This is a genomic window from bacterium, from assembly GCA_030247525.1.
In the GTDB taxonomy this organism is placed as follows: domain Bacteria; phylum Electryoneota; class JAOADG01; order JAOADG01; family JAOADG01; genus JAOTSC01.
Genome location: JAOTSC010000028.1, coordinates 1 through 18,832, shown reverse-complemented (window position 1 = coordinate 18,832; position 18,832 = coordinate 1). Strand labels below are relative to the sequence as shown.

The following is an 18,832-nucleotide window of genomic DNA, read 5'->3' as shown; positions in this document are numbered from 1 at the left end:
TCACGACGATTTCCGTTTCAGGAATACTCCGACAACGATGAACAAGATTGCAAGAAATGCCGATGCAAGGGAGAGCCACATACCCTTCTGAAACACTTCCTTCTCAGTATATTGCCAAGTCACAGTAGCATCTCCAGCTGGAACCGCCACGCCGCGTAACATGCCATTTACAATCAACGCTTTCGCCGGTTGCCCATTCACCGCGACTTCCCAATGAGGGGCAGCCATTTCGGCAAGGACCAACACTCCGGGATTCGCACGATGGGTTTTCACTTCAATTTTTTCAATCGACCATTTTGTGAGCTGTGCCGTCGCTAACGAATCCAGGCCATGCTCCGGTGCACTGCCTTCGACAAACGCCAGTTGGGTCGGTTCCCAATCCTGCGCTGCCATCTTATCAAAAGCCGTCGCTTGATCGGCAACGGATGTAACATTCAAAGCGAAGTAAGTACGGGGAAGCGCTCCAACAACTTCATACAAGAATCCTTCATTATCGCGGGCAACCGGCGTAATGAGCGGCGACTGAATTTGGCGGTCGGTGGTTAAATACCGAATATTTAGCGCACGCCATACATTCGGCGATGTCATCGCTTGATGTTTCTCGAAGCGATCCCACGAACCGAGTTTTACACCGCTATAGCCACCGGCAATTTGAATTCCCTGCGCTGCCCACCAGTTCGTAATACGGGCTTTATCGTTAACGAGAACGCGGAATTCTCCCGGTTGTTGCTTTAGATATTGCAAGCGTTGCGTTGGAGCGAAATATGTTTCGAGTTCATCTGGATAAGAAAACTTCACCAGCGGGTGATTATCGTAGTGGATCAGCGGGAGAAACTCAATGAATACGGCAAGTGATGCCGCCATGATGAAAATCGGCGGTTTAAACGAACCTTTTGCCAGCAGCCAGATGCCACCGCCCAATGCTGCGAGCAACAACAAAGAACGCATACCGCCGGAAAAGGCAATGTCCCATGCTGCATCGGAAGCAGCAGTGAATTGATCGACTGAAACATTGGGGTACTGCAATTTCATGCGGTCAACAAAACCCGCTTTAATTTCACTCGACATGATAGGGCTGGAAATTAGAAAAAGTCCAAACAGCGCGATACAGATGATACCGAATTTTTTTAGTTTATCGAACGTTGGTTTCTCGATATCCTCCACCAGTTTAAAAACCGCACCGAATCCACGTGCCGCGAGAACAATCATCGCAAGTTGCGTAAGAATTAAAATCAAATTCGGAACGCGGAATTTTTTAAACATCGGGAGGAATTCAAACAACGGCTTAAACGTTACCGGCAGGAATTTTCCCCACGAAATCGACCATGCAACCAGTGCCAATATAAGTAGCATCCAAGTCAAGCGATCCCGCTTCAACCAGACAGCCAGCACCGCACCCATCAAGGCAACCACACCAAAGGTGAGCGGCATATCGGTGAATGGCATGTGTCCCCAATAGGTTGGACCTCCCGCGCCGTAGAAAGTCGGCCAAAGAAATGTTATCGTTTCAAGTGGATGGAACGACCAATTCGTCGCATACTCCCAATCGACGCCGCCGCCAGTTGCGCCGCGGCTCGAGGCAGCTGCAAAATCGAGCACCGGCAGTGCGAGCACCATACTGATGCCAATTCCGATACCCGTGGCAAGAATTAACTTTCCGATATTGAGATATGAACCAACCCCTTTTTTATCTTTTATCGCACAACCGATTTCCCACAACACAATCCAACCAATCATCATGAAGCCGTAGTAGGAAATTTGCGTGTGTAGCGAGAGCACCGATAGCCCAACCAGTAGTGCAAGAATTCCCGTATGTTTCCAATTGTCGTGTTTGACAACGCGCAATGATCCCCAAAGCATCCACGGCAGTACCGCCGACGCCATCAGTTTCGAGCCGTGACCAACCATTGGCAGAACGACCAGCGCAGGAAGCCACATCCAGATTAATCCGCTCAGGAATCCTAATGGACGCGATTCGCCCATTTCCCGAATTACATAATAGACGCCTAAACCGCCGAGCCACATGTAAAACAGAATGATAGCAGCGTCGCCGCCAAAGAGGAAACTAATCGGTTTTACCAGATACCAGATCGGATTGACGAAGAGACCAAATTGAAACGCAGAAAACAGCGGCATGCCACAAAACAGATACGGATTCCAGAGCGGGATATTCGTTTGATCCATTACCAATTGTGCGGCGCGCATCATCGCTGAGGCGGTTAACCCATCAGACGATAAAAACAAATGTTGTCCGAGAAACATCACTGGATAAAGCAACAGCGCCATCGCAAAATAGAGCCCTACGCCAGCGCCGATATCGAATCCCCATTGCGGGATTTTACTGAATGGTGTTGTCCCGGCTACTTTATCTTTACTGGATTTCAAATTGGTCATTCTTGCCTCAATGAGTTTTCTTTTCACATGATTTCGTTAAAACACTCAATCAAATATACTATTGCGCCCGTGCCGAGATACTCGACGCCAAACTGGTAGGAATTTCGGTGGCGTCGCCCCGGAATAGCAACCAGTCCCCCTCCACGGCAATTGATACTTGTCCGGTTTCTTCCGAAACTACCACGGCAACGGCATCGGTTTCTTGTGAAGCTGCCAATGCAGCACGATGTCGCATTCCCAACGGACCGCGCTCCTCAACCACCGGCAACACACACCGGGCAGCAATCACCCGGTCGCCGTCAATGATAACACAGCCATCGTGTAAAGGGGTATTCGGTGCAAAGATATTTACCAACAATTCAGAAGATACATCAGAGTGAATCGGGATTCCGGTTTCGATAAAATGTGCGACGGGGTTTTTTCGGCGAATGAGAATAATTGCACCCCACCGTCGTCGGCTTAACTCGCCACAGGCTTGTACGAGAATGTCAGGGAGACGCGCGGAAATCCGGCGCCGGGAAAACGGTGTTCGTCCTAAATCACTTAAGGCACGCCGCAACTCAGGCTGGAATAAGATGACGAATGCAACCGCCCAGAAAGCGGAAAGCGATGCGAGTATCCACGACAACGCGCGCAGGTTCAGAATCCGAGCAACCATGCCAAAGGCAAGCAACAACAGGATACCAAACCACATGCGGGCGGCGCGAGTATTATGGGTTAACTTCCAGAGATAGTAGAAAACAGTGGCAACGAGAAGAATATCGAGAATATCGAACGGTCGGATGGATAGAAAACTGAACTTAAACAGCTCCTGATTCATCGCACCTTGCCCAGATGGGAAAATCGGTCGTAATACTGGGGAAGCTGCTCTTCCGCTTCCGGCTTTTGTGCCAATTCATTTAACGCACTCATCCATTCACAGAAATCAGGAACTTGTTCCTGTGGATCAATCACACCGCCGTATTTTTCCGGGTCAATGTTGGGAAAGCCGAAGGGACGTTTTACTTCGCTGAGCGGTTTAGCAATCACAAATCCATTTTCACGAATGAGGACTTCACCCGAACGAATTGCGGTGACCGCAGTGGTGTCGGTTGGTGCGATGTAATCTAATATTGTCCAGACATCAATTCCCACCCAGGGGATACCGAGCGCCTGAGCAAAACCTTGTGCAAATGCAACGCCCACGCGACCGCCGGTATAAGATCCGGGACCAACATCAACCGCAACCAGATTGAATTGTTGCGACGACAACGATGTAACTGCGGGACGCAGAGATTCGCCGGTTTGCTTGTTGGAGAACTCTCGGAAATAGAATTTATCGTCGATCATTGCCGATACTCCGGTCTTTAGCTGCGAAGTAGAAATCGCAAGGATATTCACCAACCACTCCCGGCGGTAATCGTTCGTCCACCATCCCGATATGCAAGATGGAGAAACCGTGTCGAACGAGGTAACAATTCGGGAAATTTCTCAGCCCACTCAACAACGATTCGTTCTTCATTGTCGACGATTTCATCCCAACCAATATTCACTAACTCTCGTTCACGTTCAATCCGGTACCAATCGCAATGTACCAGCGGACGTTCCCCAGCATACCGATGCACGATGGCAAAAGTTGGCGAGGCAGCCGCATCGATACAATGTAAGCCTTCAACTATCCCTTTGACGAGTGTTGTCTTCCCCGCACCCAATTCTCCACTCAATGCGATAACCCAGGGAGTACTAATCGATTGGGCAAGCTCTCTTCCAAAAGTAATTGTTGCCGCCTCATCCGGCAGTAAAACTGTATCGCCGGGAGCCATCATGACGGTCGAATCTTTCGGGGAGTTAATGTCGCAACGGGCAATACGAGCTCTTCCAGCGAAATACCGCCGTGTTGGAAACTGTCGCGATACTGTGCGGCATGTTGATTTGAGTTAGTTGGATAAACAAAAAAGTAATCTTCGCGAGCAATTAGATACGTCGTGTTAATGCCCCGCCGAGGCAGCATGTAATCATCGGGGCGATCTATAAGTAATGCCCCTTTTCGATCGGCTTTCAGATTTCTACCATACTTGTATCGCAAACCAGAGGATGCTTCCCGGTCAGCCAGCACTTTGGTCGGTCTTCTACCGCGGGTACTCCCGTGATCACTTGTTATCACGACAATCGTCCCAGCTTTCGCAAACGCTTCCAAGAGGTTGGGGAGGGTGCTATGACGATACCAATTCCGCACGACGTCGCGGTATGCCGCTTCATCGGGCACCATGTCGCGGACGATGGCGCTCGCGCTGCGGGTGTGGGCAACTTGATCGACAAAATTGAAAACCAAGCCGGTCATTTGCGAAGAGGTATATAGATTCATCCGGCGGTCGAGCTGCGCTCCTTCATCGGGACTATTCGCTTTGGCATACCGTACTTCCCCTGATAAGTTGACGCCAAAATTTTTCAGTTGTACTTCGAGCAACTCCCGCTCAAACCGATTGGCGGAAAAATCGTCTTCGTCAGCAAGGGTGAAAATGTCAGGATATCGTTTTTCCAATTCGCGGGGAAACAAACCGGAAAAGAGCGAGTTACGAGCATACGGAGTAGCACTCGGAATAATGCCCATATACAATTGGCGGTCGATGTCGAATAGCGGCCGGATCAGCGGCTCCAGCGCCAACCATTGATCGAGCCGCAAACAATCGATGACGATGAATGCGACCGATTTATTTTTTTCGAGATGAGGTACAACGTATTGTGAGACGACATGGGGCGACATCAACGGCGCGTTTTCGTCGCGTACGAGATCGCGGTATTGTGTTTCGATGGTTTTCGCAAAATCGATGTTCGCCTGCATCCGCAGTTCCTGCAGCGTGGTTTGCAATGCGGCATCGGCATTCAATTCATCGACCAATTCCAATTCCCATTTCGACAAACCGAGATGAAACTCGCACCAACCATCAATGGAAGTGGATGCGGAAATCGCCGATTGGAACTGGTGAAATTCGGTAAGATAGGCGCGCTGCGATTCGCTGCGAGCGAGGTTTCGGCTTTCCAATACTCGTTTTAGTACGGCAAGGACTTGACTGCCTCGAATCGGTTTCACAACATAATCGGAGATTTGGTGGGAATAGGCTTCTTCGATGAGTGATTCGTCTTCCGATTGAGTGACCATAACAATCGGGACGTCGGGTTTGGTTGCCCGTAACTCAGGAAGCGCTTGTAGCCCCGATTTTCCGGTCATCATTTGATCGAGTAGCACCGCGTCGTAATCGTGCTCGCGCAACATGATTAACCCATCTTCGGGATTCGACGCCCCTTCCACGGTGTAGCCGCGTTCCTGCAGAAACATGATGTGTGGACGCAGTAATTCAATTTCGTCATCAATCCAAAGCAGCCGAAACATATTTACCCCAATTGCTCTTTTATCGTTTTCCATGCCGCCGTACGGGAATCTTCCGGCGATTGTGTTTGCAGTTGCGAAAGCAGCAGCTTCGCATATTCCCGGTAAAACGATTGCAATTGCGGATAGGCTTGTAGCTCCTGAATCGATTGATGGACAACTTGGGCATCGCCACGGGCAATCGGCCCGGTAGCGGCGAGTACACCTTCGGTTACTGCGATATCGGTGGAACCGCGCATCATGGTTAGAATCGCCTCCTGCAAAAAATCGGCAGGCAGCGATGCACGGCTCGCTAATTGATACGCAGATTCTACTAAAACGTAGGGGATATTGGCGACCAATTGTGAAAGTAAATGCAAAGTGCGTTTCATTTCCGGTGCAACTTCCATTGGCTTTGCATGCCGTCGTTTCAGAAATCCCTTCGCCCATGCGACCGCTTTTGGTGAACCGCACAAGGAAACGACTGTATCTCGCCACTGGTCGCGATTGTTTGGTTGGATTGATTTCATCGGGTGTAATGAAAGGTACTCGGTATTCAATCCACCAAGCGGTTTCAGGATGTCAGGCAAGTGCCAACCCGATGTATGAATCGCCATTTTCGGTGCGCAACCGGCTGTTGCCCACTGAGCTGCCACCTCGGCAATCTCATCGTCGGGAACTGTGAACCATGTTCGATCCGGCGCTCCTGCTTCAATATCAGGTTCTACGCACACCACTCTTCTTTGGATTCGAATGGTCTCGGGAATGACGTCGAACAACCGGACAGTATTCCCATCCTGTAACTCAGCCGCGGCAACCAGTTTCCCCAACCTGCCAACGCCTACAATCCAGACGGTTTTTTTCGATTTCGGTTTGGGTTGCGATGGCATTGGTTTATTCAACAATCTCGATTTTTTGCGTGTCGGCAAGAAACTCGCCGACTACGGCACACAGTTCATTTTTATCGAAAAAGATTTGCTGCAGTTTCGCCAACTTCTCCGGCGCGACTGCCATCAATAATCCACCCGACGTTTGCGGATCGAATAATATATTCAACATCGCAAAATCTTCGATCCCAATCGTTAGATTTGCCTCCGCATACAAGCGGTTACGATGCAATCCGCCGGCGAGATTTTTTTTATCACCGGCTAACTCGTACGCCGTTGCGAGTAGCGGCAGTTGCTTCGTGTGGACACGAACGCCGCAGTTCGACGACCGGACGATTTCGTACAAGTGCCCAACGAATCCGAATCCGGTAACATCGGTGGCGCAACGGACTCCACAGATATTTGCTGCATGGGCGGCATTCGCGTTTAATTTTGGCAGCCACTCGTTTAATGCCGCCTCGCCAGCGGCGGGAAGTGCTTCCCGTTTCATCGCCGAGGCAAGAATACCGTTTCCTATCGGTTTGGTTAGGACAAGAATATCACCCGGTTTTGCGCCGGCTTTCGTCATGAGATTTTCCGGCGATACGACACCGGTGATCGAAAAACCGAATTTCACTTCGCGGTCGCGTACGGTGTGTCCTCCTAAGAGGGCGCAACCGGCTTCTTTTAATTTTATCTGAGCTCCGGCGACAATCTTGCTTAAGATCTCCGGCGAGAGGTCGTTGGTCGGGAAACAAGCGATGCTGAGTGCGCTGAGTGGCTTGCCTCCCATAGCATAGACATCGGATAGCGAATTCGCCGCTGCCGTCATGCCGAACAGTATTGGATCGTCGACAATCGGTGTAAAAAAATCCAAGGTCTGGACGAGCCAATCTCCTCCGGGCGATTGAATCACACCAGCATCGTCGAGCGCGGAGAGTCCAACGATTACACGATCGTCAACGACACTCTCCAAATTGCCGAGAATTTTGCCCAGCTCCGCCGGGCCAACTTTCGACGCTCAACCAGCACAGTCGGAAAATCCGGTCAATCGGATTTTATCGACGGCGCGCTTTTCGATTTCGATTTCCATTCGATCCTGCTACTTTTTACAAATCGTGTAAACGAGATTCGACTCCCTGAAAAAGATAACGGGTAGAAAAGAGTTCGCCAAGCCGCACGTTGCGGAATGGCAATTGTTCGCCTACTTTGAGACAATTCTTTCAAGGAAACGGCAAGTGACCGGACAGAGCATGAATAATACCCGTTGGTTACGCGATCCGGCTATATGGTTTACCGGATCAATTCTACTTATCTATCTCATCACATTAACGCCGGGACTGCCTCCCATCGATGCCGGTGAGTTTATTGGCGCGGCAAGTACCTTCGGACTACCGCATCCGACAGGATATCCGCTATATCTAATCGTAGCGCGATTGTTTGCCATGTTTCCGCTCTCCCCGGTATTGTCGCTCTCCGCACTCTCGGCGATTGCTTCGGCTTTTGCGATTTTTTTTCTAATTCGAGCGAGCCGCGAACAAACCGGCATTACCGGCGTCAGTTGGTTGTTCGCCGGGGTCTTCGCATTCAGCGCAACCCTCTGGAATAGCGCGATACGACCAGAAGTGTATTCGTTCAACTTGCTGTTTTTATCGGCAGCGTTTTGGCTCGGTCTCCGAATTTGGCAAGGTAAAACCGACCACCGCGAACCGGTGCTATTTGCGTTCTTCTCTGGTTGTGCCGCTGTCACCCACCTCTCTTCAGGATATTTTTTATTACCGCTCTGGGTTGGACTTTTGTTGCGAAGTTCTACGCGTAAAGTAATAATGCGTCCAAGTTTGCTGCTGCCACTACTCCTTCCGGCGACCAGTCATTTGATCCTTCCCCTCCGGGAATTGTTTGGCAGACCACTTTACACTTGGGGCGACATGAGTACGCTCGATGGTTGGTGGCGGCACGTTTCCGGTTGGCAATACCGAGTCTGGTTGTTTGAGTCGAGTGAGGTTTGGCAGAAAAATTTCGTTGGATTCTGGAAGCAGGCTGGTCACGATACCGGGTGGATTGGGTTGGCAGTTGCTGCGCTGGGGCTGTTCCGATTGTGGCGCTGCGAATGGCAACGCGGACTTTGGTTAACCTCGATTTTCCTTTTTCCAGTTATCATGGTTTCCGGTTATAGCATCCCCGATATCGAAGCTTACTATCTCCCCTCGCTGCTAATCGTTGGATTCTTCCTGATCAACGGCGCTCACGAGTTACTGACAATGCTGCCGAAGCGACAAGTGCAGTATGCCATCAGTGGAATTGTCCTACTATTGGTTGCAATATTTCATTTTCCAACAGACACCCGCAACGAAGACCGTAATCAACTCACATACTCAAAAGCGTTACTGTCGCAATTGCCATCTCCAGCAGTGCTCTTCAGCTCCGACTGGGAAGTTGTGGTCGGACCGTTGGAAGGACTCTTCGCCATGGGTGAGCGCCCCGATGTTGCCGTTATTGATGTCGAACTACTGCGGCGGTCATGGTATGTAGAATTGTTGTTTCGACGCTATCCCCGGGTGATTAGTGGTTGCGAAACTGAACTGAACGAATTGATACCGGCGCTGCGAAAATTTGAACGAAATGAAGAAATATCAGCGGAGACACTGGAGTTTCTTTATCGTAGAGCAATCTCAGCTTTAATGATAAAAAATGTTCCCCGCAGTGCGGTCTGTTTCATGCCCGAAGTCCAAGCTCCTTTAAAGGCAGGACAGACGCCATTGTTCGCGATACCATTGCCATTATTCTCGCGGCTGACGTCGCAGGAAATCGATTACGTCTCAGATCTGACAACCCTCCCTATTGATGCGATGTATGAGCGCACTGCGGATACTCGAATCGATGGCAGAATTCGGGAGAAAATCGCATCGACTTTGGTACAACGCGCAGGGTTCTTGTTCCGCCAACAAGCAAGGTTAGAAGCGTTCGAGGCAATCCGGTTGGCAAAGCGGTTGAATCCTCCACCGAACAGCCAAGTCTGGACAATGATTGAAATGCTCGAGCGGGAACAGGGTCAGCGTGATCGTTAATCAGAGCTGTTGATTATTGCGGATCCCACGGTAAATCGGGGTCTCCGGTAAATGAAACCAACCGACCGTAAGGTAAACCGGGTTTTACTATCGCATAGCCACAGTTCCCCAATCGGAACGGCATTCCAGCCGACTCCGGGAGGTTAAGAGCAAAACTGATTACAAAGTTTAGAATCGCCTGATGGCCAATGATTAGGGGACTCTGACATTGCGAATTCCTCAAATCACTTACAAAATACTTCGCGCGATTTGCCAACTCTTGTTTCGATTCACCACCAGGATAGCGAAACGACATATCATCCCAACGAATTTTGAAGTCGGGATTCTTGTGCAAATAGCCTTCTAAGGTATCGCCCTCCGCTTCGCCCAGACTCCACTCAATTAATCGTTCATCGATCTGAATTGGGATTGCAAACCGCTCCGATAGTGGCTTTGCGGTTTCGATGGCGCGTTGTAACGGAGAGCACAGCAATGTGTCGGGCGATGGCACAAAAGTAAGTGACTCACTTAACACTGCGACTTGGCGACGTCCGGTTTCCGAGAGGGAAACATCGCGTCTTCCTTGTATGATATGTCCATGGTTCGCATCGGTTGCGGCGTGCCGCATAATAATCCACTGCATTGCTGTTTAACTTCCAAAAGGGTAAATTAAAGTTTGTATCTGTTTTTTCGAGAATTACTTTCCGGTTAATCGCATGACTAACAACGAAGACAATACAACATACGATTCAAAACTGGCAAATTTGCCGGTAGCCATGCTGTTCATCGACGACCAGTTCCGGTTGTTGCATGGAAATACCGCTGCTGGCGAATTGTGCAATTATCCGCTCGAACGGATTATCGGTCTTCCGTTGTTGGAACTTATTCATCCTGACTACCGGATGGCAACTGCGATTGCTCTAAAACGGATTCGTGACAATAAAAAGCTACAGTTGACTTTCCGGCTTCATTATAATAAAAACATGGAAGTAACGGCGTTCATCGGAGAAGCAGGGGCGAATCAATACGCATTGGTACTAATTCCTTTCAGCGAACGCTCGGGACCGGCTTTTGAATCGGAAATGCAACAGCGATTAATATTGGCAAGACAGCGCCGAAGTGAAATTGCCAGAACAGCTGCGATGTTCGCTCATTCATTAAATACCCCTCTTGGTGTTGCCAGTGGCAGATTACAAATGCTTCGGTTACAGCACCCGGAAATTGGTGTATTGGAAGAAGTGGTTGAACAGGTTGACCGGATTCGTCATTCGCTGGATGCATTAAAACTGAAAACACAATCCGACGGCGATCAAACACCGCGGCGGTTTTCTGTGAACGAACTGCTAAAGACGGAGTTTGAGTTTGTCCAGAAGTATCATCCGATTTTTGCTGAAGTTGCAATTCACTATGAATTCTCCGAGAAATCGGTCGAGTTGTTCGGGTTACGTAGCGATCTCACACAGGCATTGATACAACTTGCGGGATTTGTCCTCGAGTTTTCCGGGGAGTCGGTAGCAAAACATTTAACGATTGTAACTTTGCCGATGAACGACACGATAGTAATCTCAATAACAAATACATCGCCAAATCCCTTGGAGCAACCATCTGGCGGGATTACTTTCTATAATAGTATCGCATCGATTGTTCAATCGCATCCGATTACAATTGCGCATCGGTTGATGCTCCAAATCGCCGATGACTTCATCCGTACTTTCGGGGGGAAGATAGAATTGGTAAAAGTACTGGATGAATTAACCGTACGGGTGTTTATTCCCCAGCGTCAAGGATAATACCCTAAAGGAATTCATGGTGGCTACACCTGCGTTACATCAATGGATATATCCTCATCTGGATGACCTCTTTATCGGAGCGCCGTTGGAGGCTGTACTCGACCGTGCCGTTAGAGATGCATGTGAAATCACTCAGTATGGACGTGCGGTTTTAACGGCTTATCGCGAGATGAATGTTTATATCGCGTTGCATAATCTACCGGAAGATTCCCGCGATGAGTTCCGCAAAGCCCGCAGTCGAATTTCGACGCAAACCCGCATGAACAAACGGGATCGCCTGTTGCGGGAGTTTCGGGTTGGCGGTTCTACTGTGTGTTTTGTGCCCGCTGAAAGCGATTTACCGAAGTCTCCGTATTATATGTCGTCGGAGAAACCACAGCAGGGAACTTGGGATCCTGATGATCGGTTACTGTTACTATTGTTTGGTTCAGTCGGTGAGTATTATGGGATTTTAAGTCTCGATGAGCCGATACAGGGTGACCGTCCCGACCCGAATGACAGCCATTTCATGGAAACCTTGGAACTAATCGCATTAGGTTGTGGTAGAATTCTCGAATACGGGTTCCATCTCTTAAATTATCGGGAACACAATGCATTGTGGCAAGTCGCACTTGCCGGTTCCCGGAATGGCTTATTGGTTGTCGACCGGCAAGGACACGTGGTCGACGGCAATTTAGCCGTCACCCCCTATTTACCTTCGGGGGGAACACCGGAGGAGTGGCGGGGACAACCCATCGAGTCACTTCTTCCTAATCTTGCTTTATCGTGGCAGGCGGATTGGGATGGACTATTCGAGAATGGCATTCCATTCTCGAAACGTATCTCAACTGGTTTAGAAAACGGTGAGACAATTCTGACGTTATGTGCTCGTTCACTCACGACCAATGGCGTTCCTTTAGGATTTGCGTTGGAATGGATTCCCGAAACCAGTGTTTCCACGGAAGTCTCTGAAGTCCCTGACTCTTTAGAGTATGTTGGACTTATCAATCAATCATTATCGGTAATCTTAGGTCGTTCGCAATTGTTGAAACTGCACCGTCGTGACGATGCAGTAATTCAGAATCATTTAAAACAGATTGAAGCCGCCGTGCATAAAATCGAAACAACCCTCGATCATTGGCAACACACGACATCGCAAGAAACTGCGAGTGAATCGAAAGACAGTATTACCAGCAATGTGATTCTGGGCGTCGACGACGACCCGGCGATGCTTGATTTGCTCTGCGATATTATTGAATTGGCGGGGGAAACACCACTGCGGGCAACCGATGGCATGGAAGCATGGAATGTTGTACAGCGCGGCACCATTCCAAAACTCATTATTTCCGATATCAATATGCCGAATATGAATGGTTTTGATTTATTGAAAAAAGTGAAAGAGTATAATTCCCAGATTCCAGTCGTACTGGTGACTGGTTATACCCACCCCGATGCGGAAGAATCTGCCCTCAGCAGTGGCGCTGACGCCTTTTTAGTTAAGCCGTTCCGAGTCGATCATCTTCTTGGCATTATTCATCAATTTGTCAAACCGGAAGACGAGAGTAGTATTTCTAAATGACGATCTGGATTGGATTCGTCAAACATTCGGTTACTAAAAGCAATGCCAACAATCGTCGAACTGGTAAGATTTTGAATTGCGTGTGGAGTACCCCTCCCATAGAAAACCAGCTCCTCACCTGCTTTGGTCTCGCAAACCACACAGTTACCGGCTTCCTTCCACGCCATTTTCGCTGTCCCAGTCACTAAAAAAAACGCTTCATCGGCTTCGAGGTGAAAGTGGTTTCCCCGGATCACTCCCGGTTCTAATGTGACGACATGGATATCGCACACATTTCCCAAATGCTCTTGTAATAGCGGATATAGCTGTGCCAACCATCCTCGCTCCGCTTGGTCGACTCGCTTGTCCCGCATCGGCACTCGTATTACTTTTTTTGCATCCATTCGGAGTCCTTTCAATGAAATACTGGGTATTAGGCTGTGGTCGGATCGGGATTGCAGCAATTTACTATCTCCTGAACGACGACCAAACGACCGCCGTTACGATTACCGACGCCTCGGTAGCAGCTTTACGTTCGGCGGCGGACAAACTGCTCCGGGCGGGTGTTGCAAAAGATCGCATCGACGCAGTAGCCACCTTTCTACCGATGGAAGGTGTGAGCGGTTTAGCCGAGAAATTAGAACCCGGCGCGGTTGTGTTGTCTTGTTTGCCCTACTCTTTGAATCCATTGGCAGCAAAAGCGGCAGTAGAGTCGAAATGCCACTTCGCCGACCTTGGCGGTAACATCGAGGCAACTGCCGAAGTCCTCGCCTTATCGCCACTCGCAAAAGCGGCAGGGGTGACGCTTGTACCGGATTGTGGATTAGCACCCGGATTAGCGGGCGTTGTCGCAATGAATGGGTTACCCTTTTTCGATGAAGTGGAATGGATCAAACTGCGATGCGGCGGTTTGCCACAGTCACCCGAGGGACCGTTCAAATACTCACTGGTGTTTTCTCCGGAAGGGTTAGTGAACGAATATGTTGAGCCAGCGTTGGCGCTACGGAATGGTGTTGTAAAACAATTAACGCCGATGGGTGAGTTAGAGGAAATTCCCTTTTCCCCGCCGTGGGGACACCTCGAGGCGTTTACGACATCGGGCGGCACTTCTACATTACCAACGACATTACGTGGTCGAGTAAAGAATCTCGATTACAAAACGATTCGCTACCCGGGTCATTGCGAAAAAGTGCGAACGTTGCTCGATTGCGGGTTGGCAGATCGCAATCTTTGGCAATTACCGGGCGGCGCATTGAAACCACGAGAGCTATTGGAAGAGATTTTTCGCCGCACTTGTCCTCACGATCAACCGGATGTTGTATTGTTGCGCGTCGAGTTAAAGGGAACTAAGAACGGTCACGAACAGAAAGTCACATACGAAATGATCGATACGTTCGACCGGAAAACCGGATTTAGCGCAATGCAGCGAACGACCGCCTATCCGCTTGCCATCATCGGAAAATTCCTGGCGAATGGTACAATCACCGAGCGCGGCGCGATCCATCAGGAGATTGTCGTCCCCTCTGACAAATTGTTCCATGAGCTGGCAATCATGGGCGTTCAGATTACGAGCAATTTGCGACCATCGAGCGACGAGAACGCATAGTAAGAGTTCGTTGCTTATCGGAAAGAGAAAATGCGTGGTTTGAGCCACGCATTTTTTCGTCGAACGATATTCGACCGCTTAGTACTCTTCCAAATAGAATTTTCTGAAGAGTTTGAATTGCTTTGGGAACTGAGATAACAAGCCGGTTGCAGCATATAGCATCGCCGGCTGTTTATCCGGGTTGAAGTTGCGATCCATTGCCAGCAATCCCGATACTAAACGAATTCCCATTCCCATCTGACCATCGGCGTCAGCGCGAACCGCACAGCGCGCCAATACGCCCCACACTGGTTCAGCACTACCTTTAGCCGCAAGCCAAGCATGGAGAAAACGCAAAGCGGGCGTTCGCTTTCCAGTCTCGACAAACACGGCAAAGTCGAGTAGGTTGTATTGATCCTGCTGTTCGGCAACCGGGAACTCCGGCAACTGCGGAATCGTTTTCAATGTTGATAACAGTGCATCGCAAGCAGCTTGATCGAACGTTTGTTTCGATAGATAGGTAGTGTGATACTGCAGAATACTTTCGGCAATCCACGCCGCTTGCATCGGATCATCAGTAATCGATGCAATCGAACAAATGTCCTGTAACGATTGCAGGTATTGCCCTTCCGCTTCGTCGGCTTGTTCGTCGGTAAGTTCTTCGCATTCCTCCTCATTCAATGTAAGGAGTTCTTCAAACTGGGTTACGCCGACTTGTTTTCCCACCCACTCCATCAACTCCGTATCGATATCAGCGCCAAGATGTAGCGCGGATTCTTGCAGTATCCCGTTGAGGACATCGTTGTCGAATTGTCGGGAAGCGGATGCGGCTTGACTGGATCGTTCGGCTTCTCCCCACTCTTTTACGAACAGAAGCGATGCTGTCTGCAATAGCGCTAAGCCGGAAAACTCCGATGGTAAATGCGGCAGCAACGACATTGCGGCATTTGCTGTAGGAAGCTGCTGCAGCGAACCGACTTCGAGAATCGCATCGAACAATACCCTGCCGAGAAAGCTGGGAGGGTGTCCTTCTTCAATCAGAATAAAGAACTCCTCCAACGCTGCATCGCGGTCGCCGGCAAGCAGTGCTTCATGAAACAATTCGACATCGAAGCCCGGCAGATCGCCGAACGGCGGTAGTTTTGATTTTGCCATTTTGATTTCTTTCTAATGCAGCCAGATTATTTTTTTTATCGCTACCGCGGCAGGTGTATTTGCCCGCAGGAAATAGGTTCCATTGGCATGCTTCGATAATACGTTCGCAAGATTGATGGTATGTAATCCCGTCGAGAATACAAACTCATTTTGATACAATTGCCGTCCCGCCACATCGTAAAGCGCAATTGATACAGGAGCCGCACTTGTAAGCGAAATCGTCCAGTTCCCGGCACCGGCGCTCAAAATGGAATTGCCACTTAACGTAAATGGTTGCGGAGAAGATTGCTCGGTTGGTTCTGGATTACGAATTGTTGATACCGACTCGGCGACGATCTGATAGGTTGCGCTGCCCAGCAGTTGTTCGTTCATGACAATCAGCGCGGTTTCGGTTCCCGCGAGCTCTTCGATACACTCGCCGTTTGTAACTGCCAGTTGGGTAATCGCGCGTTGACCATTGGTGGTACGAAGCCGGTACACTTGGAAGGTGCCGCCGTTATTCCCAATAAAATGAAGGCGTTTTTGGTCGCCGCCATTGTAATTCTGGAAGCGGTGATAGCGGGTTGCATTGCCCGGCAGCGTGTCACCCAATGCAGTATCGGGATAACTGGTCGTCGTGGTACTCCATACGACTGAGGGGTTGTAATTCCGATGGTAATAGCGAATGCTGGCGGTCGTACTATCGTCGAGTTTATTCGCAATCGACCAATCTTCAAATAAATCAGTGAAGCGACGATCCGTCCCCAGCGAAGACATCGCACTATTGAAACCGGTTGAACCGGGCAGCGAATTCACAGCCACCGCCCGTACGGCGGAATTTCCCAATTGCTCGGACAGGTATTGCCAGAACGTTACAAACGCCCCGAGATATTTATAGCGCGAAGTAATATCGAGTAGACTGTAAGTAGCGATGTCGGGATCGAGCCGAGTTGCTGGATCGTTCCAAAATTGCTGCGGGTAATTGATGCCAACCAACGGAGCATTCGGATAACCATTTTTTAGTTTCAACCATTCCGGTATACCATCGAACACCAAGGGACCATCCAACATGTCGCGCGCATTCAAACAGAGCTGTCCCAGCGCCGCTGTACAACCGCCATGAGCTTGGTTTCTCCCCGTATTGAATGGTAGCGAGACATAGTTGGCATTGACGTAAATCAATTCTACCTCTTCCGAGTAACCAAGTTGTATCAACCGGGATATTGTATTCGACATTTGATTTGCACGGTCGAAATAGCTTGTGAGCAGCATACCGGCAAGTAGATCCTGAAAGCGGGTGATTAGCACATAGACATGTTCATCGCGATCGATGGCATTAGGAAACGCGCCACAAGTCGTCGGAATGGTTTCCATGAGCCCGGAATCGGTACGAGCGGGGGTGCGGGTCTCAAGCGCGGTGACAAAGTCGTCGACGTGGGATTGAGTAACGACACCTAATCCGGTGCCCCAAGCGCTATCCTGCACAAAGATGTAACAATGATCGGTAACGGCACGACAGGTCGCCGGTGTCTCGTATTTATCGCTATTCGGAATCACCAGCGGCCAATTAACAAAACTGGTTACCCAAAACGTACGGGTATCGCCAACAGCAACTGAATTCGCAGTAGCGAATAGTCCTGAAATACATAACAGGAAAACCACTACCGAATGAAAAACTAATCGATGCATTGTTCCTCCCACTGTGCGGCATTCATGAGGAAGCTTTTATCACAAGCGGTTGCGGCAAACGAAGTGTACGCGGTCGTTATGTTCGGTACCCGGCGAAAAGGTCGTGTCGCCAAGGATTGCGATGAGTTGTAACGGCGTCGCTTTCAATAATGTAACCACGTCGTTGATATAATAAATACGCTGCAGGTGGTTTTCGATAAAAACCGTATCGGGATCGGAGTCGGTTACAATTTCAAAATCGTTGTGATGAAGCTGCCGCTCGCGTTCATACCAACTGTGCCGGATGTAATGGTAACCGTTGCGGGACTGACTATCACGCCAATCGAACAAATTGCGTAACGAGTTGCGTTCAGTACAGATATCGAAAACGAATAAACCATTAAACTGGAGGGATGCCGATGCGCGTAATAGAAATGCCTCTAACTCGCTGCGCTTCAGTAAATAGTTAACGCCATCATACACGACAAACAGGAATGCGAGGTCTTGTACGGAAAAATCGTTGAATGATGCAGTTGCAAATTTAACAGGGAGGTTTTGTTCCAGCGCTTTCTTACGAGCAGCATCGATCATCGCGGGAGCAATATCGAATCCGGAAATCGAGTTACCCATTTTTGCAATGCGCAGTGCGATGTTACCGGTACCGCAGCCCCCTTCGCACCAAGCGCCATTGGGTAACGAATACTTGCGGGCAATCTGAACGAGGTACTGCGCCCAATGGACATAATCGACGTGCCACATTAGTGCATCGTAGAGCGATGCTAACGCTGAATAGGGCGACGAAGATACAACTCGGCTATGCGTTGACCGTAAACTAACGGGAGTCGGATTACGACGCAGCATCATCGGAGCTTATTGTGTGCGTTTTTCGTGAGTGAGCAGGAAACTCAACGATTCGATTTCAAACGCCATATTCTCTTGCCGCACATAGACAGAATCAGGCACCTGCAATGTAACCGGAGCAAAGTTCAAGATCGCGCGACAACCGGCAGCGATTACTTCCTCTGCTGCTGCCTGTGCTGCTTCCGCCGGTACAGACAGAATCGCAATTTTAATTTCGAGTTGCGGCACCAGTTTCCGAAGTTCGGAATAGGGGCGAATCGTGAGGTCTTTAATCTTTAGATTGACTTTGTTCGGATCGCTGTCGATTAACAACCGGATATTGAATCCGCGCTGCCGGAATCCGTCGTAGGCGACGAGCGCCCGACCGATGTTTCCAAGCCCTATCAGTACGACATTCCATTGCTTGTTCAAACCAAGCAATCGACTAATCGTATCGTAGAGCGATTGCACATTGTAACCGAGTCCGCGCCGTCCGAAAGCGCCAAAATAGGAGAGGTCTTTCCGGACTTGCGCTGCGGTTAGATTATTCTCACGGGCGATCTGATCGCTCGAGAGCTGTCTCTTATACACATCTCCGCGCCCACGAGACTCCTGGGCATCTCGT

16 protein-coding genes and 1 pseudogene are annotated in these 18,832 nt (G+C 49.6%); 4 read left to right on the top strand and 13 right to left on the bottom strand.

The window, feature by feature from the left end; all coding sequences use genetic code 11:
* The 7 genes and pseudogenes from OEM52_04390 to selD form a co-directional block, all read right to left on the bottom strand.
* Window positions 1-2,394 carry a hypothetical protein gene (locus OEM52_04390; GenBank protein MDK9699375.1) on the bottom strand — a complete coding sequence of 798 codons (2,394 nt, stop codon included), beginning with the start codon at window positions 2,392-2,394 and terminating at the stop codon, window positions 1-3.
* A 58-nt stretch (window positions 2,395-2,452) separates the two neighbouring features.
* Window positions 2,453-3,214, bottom strand: a complete 762-nt coding sequence (cdaA, locus tag OEM52_04385) for a diadenylate cyclase CdaA (protein MDK9699374.1) — start codon at window positions 3,212-3,214, stop codon at window positions 2,453-2,455.
* Window positions 3,211-3,774, bottom strand: a complete 564-nt coding sequence (locus OEM52_04380) for a hypothetical protein (protein ID MDK9699373.1) — start codon at window positions 3,772-3,774, stop codon at window positions 3,211-3,213. Before OEM52_04380 ends, cdaA begins: the two co-directional genes overlap by 4 nt.
* Entirely contained in the window at window positions 3,771-4,199 is a 429-nt protein-coding gene (gene tsaE / locus OEM52_04375; protein ID MDK9699372.1) for a tRNA (adenosine(37)-N6)-threonylcarbamoyltransferase complex ATPase subunit type 1 TsaE, read from the bottom strand. The genes OEM52_04380 and tsaE overlap by 4 nt, the downstream gene beginning before the upstream one ends.
* Window positions 4,196-5,764, bottom strand: a complete 1,569-nt coding sequence (locus OEM52_04370; GenBank protein ID MDK9699371.1) for a bifunctional response regulator/alkaline phosphatase family protein — start codon at window positions 5,762-5,764, stop codon at window positions 4,196-4,198. The genes tsaE and OEM52_04370 overlap by 4 nt, the downstream gene beginning before the upstream one ends.
* 2 nt (window positions 5,765-5,766) lie before the next feature.
* Window positions 5,767-6,630, bottom strand: a complete 864-nt coding sequence (locus OEM52_04365; protein MDK9699370.1) for a DUF2520 domain-containing protein — start codon at window positions 6,628-6,630, stop codon at window positions 5,767-5,769.
* A gap of 4 nt (window positions 6,631-6,634) precedes the next feature.
* Window positions 6,635-7,612 (bottom strand): annotated as a pseudogene (selD, locus tag OEM52_04360) (selenide, water dikinase SelD).
* Window positions 7,613-7,859: 247 nt separating this feature from the next.
* Here selD and OEM52_04355 point away from each other — a divergent pair.
* Entirely contained in the window at window positions 7,860-9,674 is a 1,815-nt protein-coding gene (locus OEM52_04355; GenBank protein ID MDK9699369.1) for a DUF2723 domain-containing protein, read from the top strand.
* A gap of 13 nt (window positions 9,675-9,687) precedes the next feature.
* Here OEM52_04355 and OEM52_04350 read toward each other — a convergent pair whose 3' ends face one another.
* The gene (locus tag OEM52_04350) at window positions 9,688-10,296 is read right to left on the bottom strand and encodes a histidine phosphatase family protein (GenBank protein ID MDK9699368.1); all 609 of its coding nucleotides are present in this window, start codon (window positions 10,294-10,296) and stop codon (window positions 9,688-9,690) included.
* Window positions 10,297-10,369: 73 nt separating this feature from the next.
* Between OEM52_04350 and OEM52_04345 the strand changes: the two genes are divergently transcribed.
* Together OEM52_04345 and OEM52_04340 are read left to right on the top strand one after the other, a co-directional pair.
* Entirely contained in the window at window positions 10,370-11,443 is a 1,074-nt protein-coding gene (locus tag OEM52_04345; GenBank protein MDK9699367.1) for a PAS domain-containing protein, read from the top strand.
* A 16-nt stretch (window positions 11,444-11,459) separates the two neighbouring features.
* Window positions 11,460-13,001 (top strand): response regulator, encoded by a 1,542-nt coding sequence (locus tag OEM52_04340; protein ID MDK9699366.1) that lies wholly within the window; start codon window positions 11,460-11,462, stop codon window positions 12,999-13,001.
* On the opposite strand, the gene OEM52_04335 is transcribed toward OEM52_04340, so the two are convergent.
* The gene (locus OEM52_04335; GenBank protein MDK9699365.1) at window positions 12,959-13,354 is read right to left on the bottom strand and encodes a hypothetical protein; all 396 of its coding nucleotides are present in this window, start codon (window positions 13,352-13,354) and stop codon (window positions 12,959-12,961) included. The genes OEM52_04340 and OEM52_04335 overlap by 43 nt on opposite strands.
* A 44-nt stretch (window positions 13,355-13,398) precedes the next feature.
* On the opposite strand from OEM52_04335, the gene OEM52_04330 reads away from it, so the two are divergent.
* Window positions 13,399-14,586 (top strand): saccharopine dehydrogenase NADP-binding domain-containing protein, encoded by a 1,188-nt coding sequence (locus tag OEM52_04330; GenBank protein MDK9699364.1) that lies wholly within the window; start codon window positions 13,399-13,401, stop codon window positions 14,584-14,586.
* Between the two features lie 78 nt (window positions 14,587-14,664).
* Here the strand turns inward: OEM52_04330 and OEM52_04325 are convergent, their stop codons facing one another.
* From OEM52_04325 to OEM52_04310, 4 genes are all read right to left on the bottom strand, one after another.
* Window positions 14,665-15,720, bottom strand: a complete 1,056-nt coding sequence (locus OEM52_04325) for a hypothetical protein (GenBank protein ID MDK9699363.1) — start codon at window positions 15,718-15,720, stop codon at window positions 14,665-14,667.
* A 12-nt stretch (window positions 15,721-15,732) separates the two neighbouring features.
* Window positions 15,733-17,388, bottom strand: a complete 1,656-nt coding sequence (locus tag OEM52_04320) for a T9SS type A sorting domain-containing protein (protein ID MDK9699362.1) — start codon at window positions 17,386-17,388, stop codon at window positions 15,733-15,735.
* Between the two features lie 39 nt (window positions 17,389-17,427).
* Window positions 17,428-18,231: a class I SAM-dependent methyltransferase gene (locus OEM52_04315; protein ID MDK9699361.1), complete on the bottom strand. Its 804-nt coding sequence runs from the start codon at window positions 18,229-18,231 to the stop codon at window positions 17,428-17,430.
* A gap of 6 nt (window positions 18,232-18,237) precedes the next feature.
* Window positions 18,238-18,832 (bottom strand): redox-sensing transcriptional repressor Rex (locus OEM52_04310; GenBank protein MDK9699360.1); only part of this gene is annotated, 595 nt, incomplete at its 5' end.

Excerpts from the sequence above, each read along its gene's own strand:
- OEM52_04390 (MDK9699375.1), bottom strand. The coding sequence starts at position 2,394 with ATGACCAATTTGAAATCCAGTAAAGATAAAGTAGCCGGGACAACACCA.
- cdaA (MDK9699374.1), bottom strand. The coding sequence starts at position 3,214 with ATGAATCAGGAGCTGTTTAAGTTCAGTTTTCTATCCATCCGACCGTTC.
- tsaE (MDK9699372.1), bottom strand. The coding sequence starts at position 4,199 with ATGATGGCTCCCGGCGATACAGTTTTACTGCCGGATGAGGCGGCAACA.
- OEM52_04370 (MDK9699371.1), bottom strand. The coding sequence starts at position 5,764 with ATGTTTCGGCTGCTTTGGATTGATGACGAAATTGAATTACTGCGTCCA.
- OEM52_04365 (MDK9699370.1), bottom strand. The coding sequence starts at position 6,630 with ATGCCATCGCAACCCAAACCGAAATCGAAAAAAACCGTCTGGATTGTA.
- OEM52_04355 (MDK9699369.1), top strand. The coding sequence starts at position 7,860 with ATGAATAATACCCGTTGGTTACGCGATCCGGCTATATGGTTTACCGGA.
- OEM52_04350 (MDK9699368.1), bottom strand. The coding sequence starts at position 10,296 with ATGCAGTGGATTATTATGCGGCACGCCGCAACCGATGCGAACCATGGA.
- OEM52_04345 (MDK9699367.1), top strand. The coding sequence starts at position 10,370 with ATGACTAACAACGAAGACAATACAACATACGATTCAAAACTGGCAAAT.
- OEM52_04340 (MDK9699366.1), top strand. The coding sequence starts at position 11,460 with ATGGTGGCTACACCTGCGTTACATCAATGGATATATCCTCATCTGGAT.
- OEM52_04335 (MDK9699365.1), bottom strand. The coding sequence starts at position 13,354 with ATGCGGGACAAGCGAGTCGACCAAGCGGAGCGAGGATGGTTGGCACAG.
- OEM52_04330 (MDK9699364.1), top strand. The coding sequence starts at position 13,399 with ATGAAATACTGGGTATTAGGCTGTGGTCGGATCGGGATTGCAGCAATT.
- OEM52_04325 (MDK9699363.1), bottom strand. The coding sequence starts at position 15,720 with ATGGCAAAATCAAAACTACCGCCGTTCGGCGATCTGCCGGGCTTCGAT.
- OEM52_04320 (MDK9699362.1), bottom strand. The coding sequence starts at position 17,388 with ATGCATCGATTAGTTTTTCATTCGGTAGTGGTTTTCCTGTTATGTATT.
- OEM52_04315 (MDK9699361.1), bottom strand. The coding sequence starts at position 18,231 with ATGATGCTGCGTCGTAATCCGACTCCCGTTAGTTTACGGTCAACGCAT.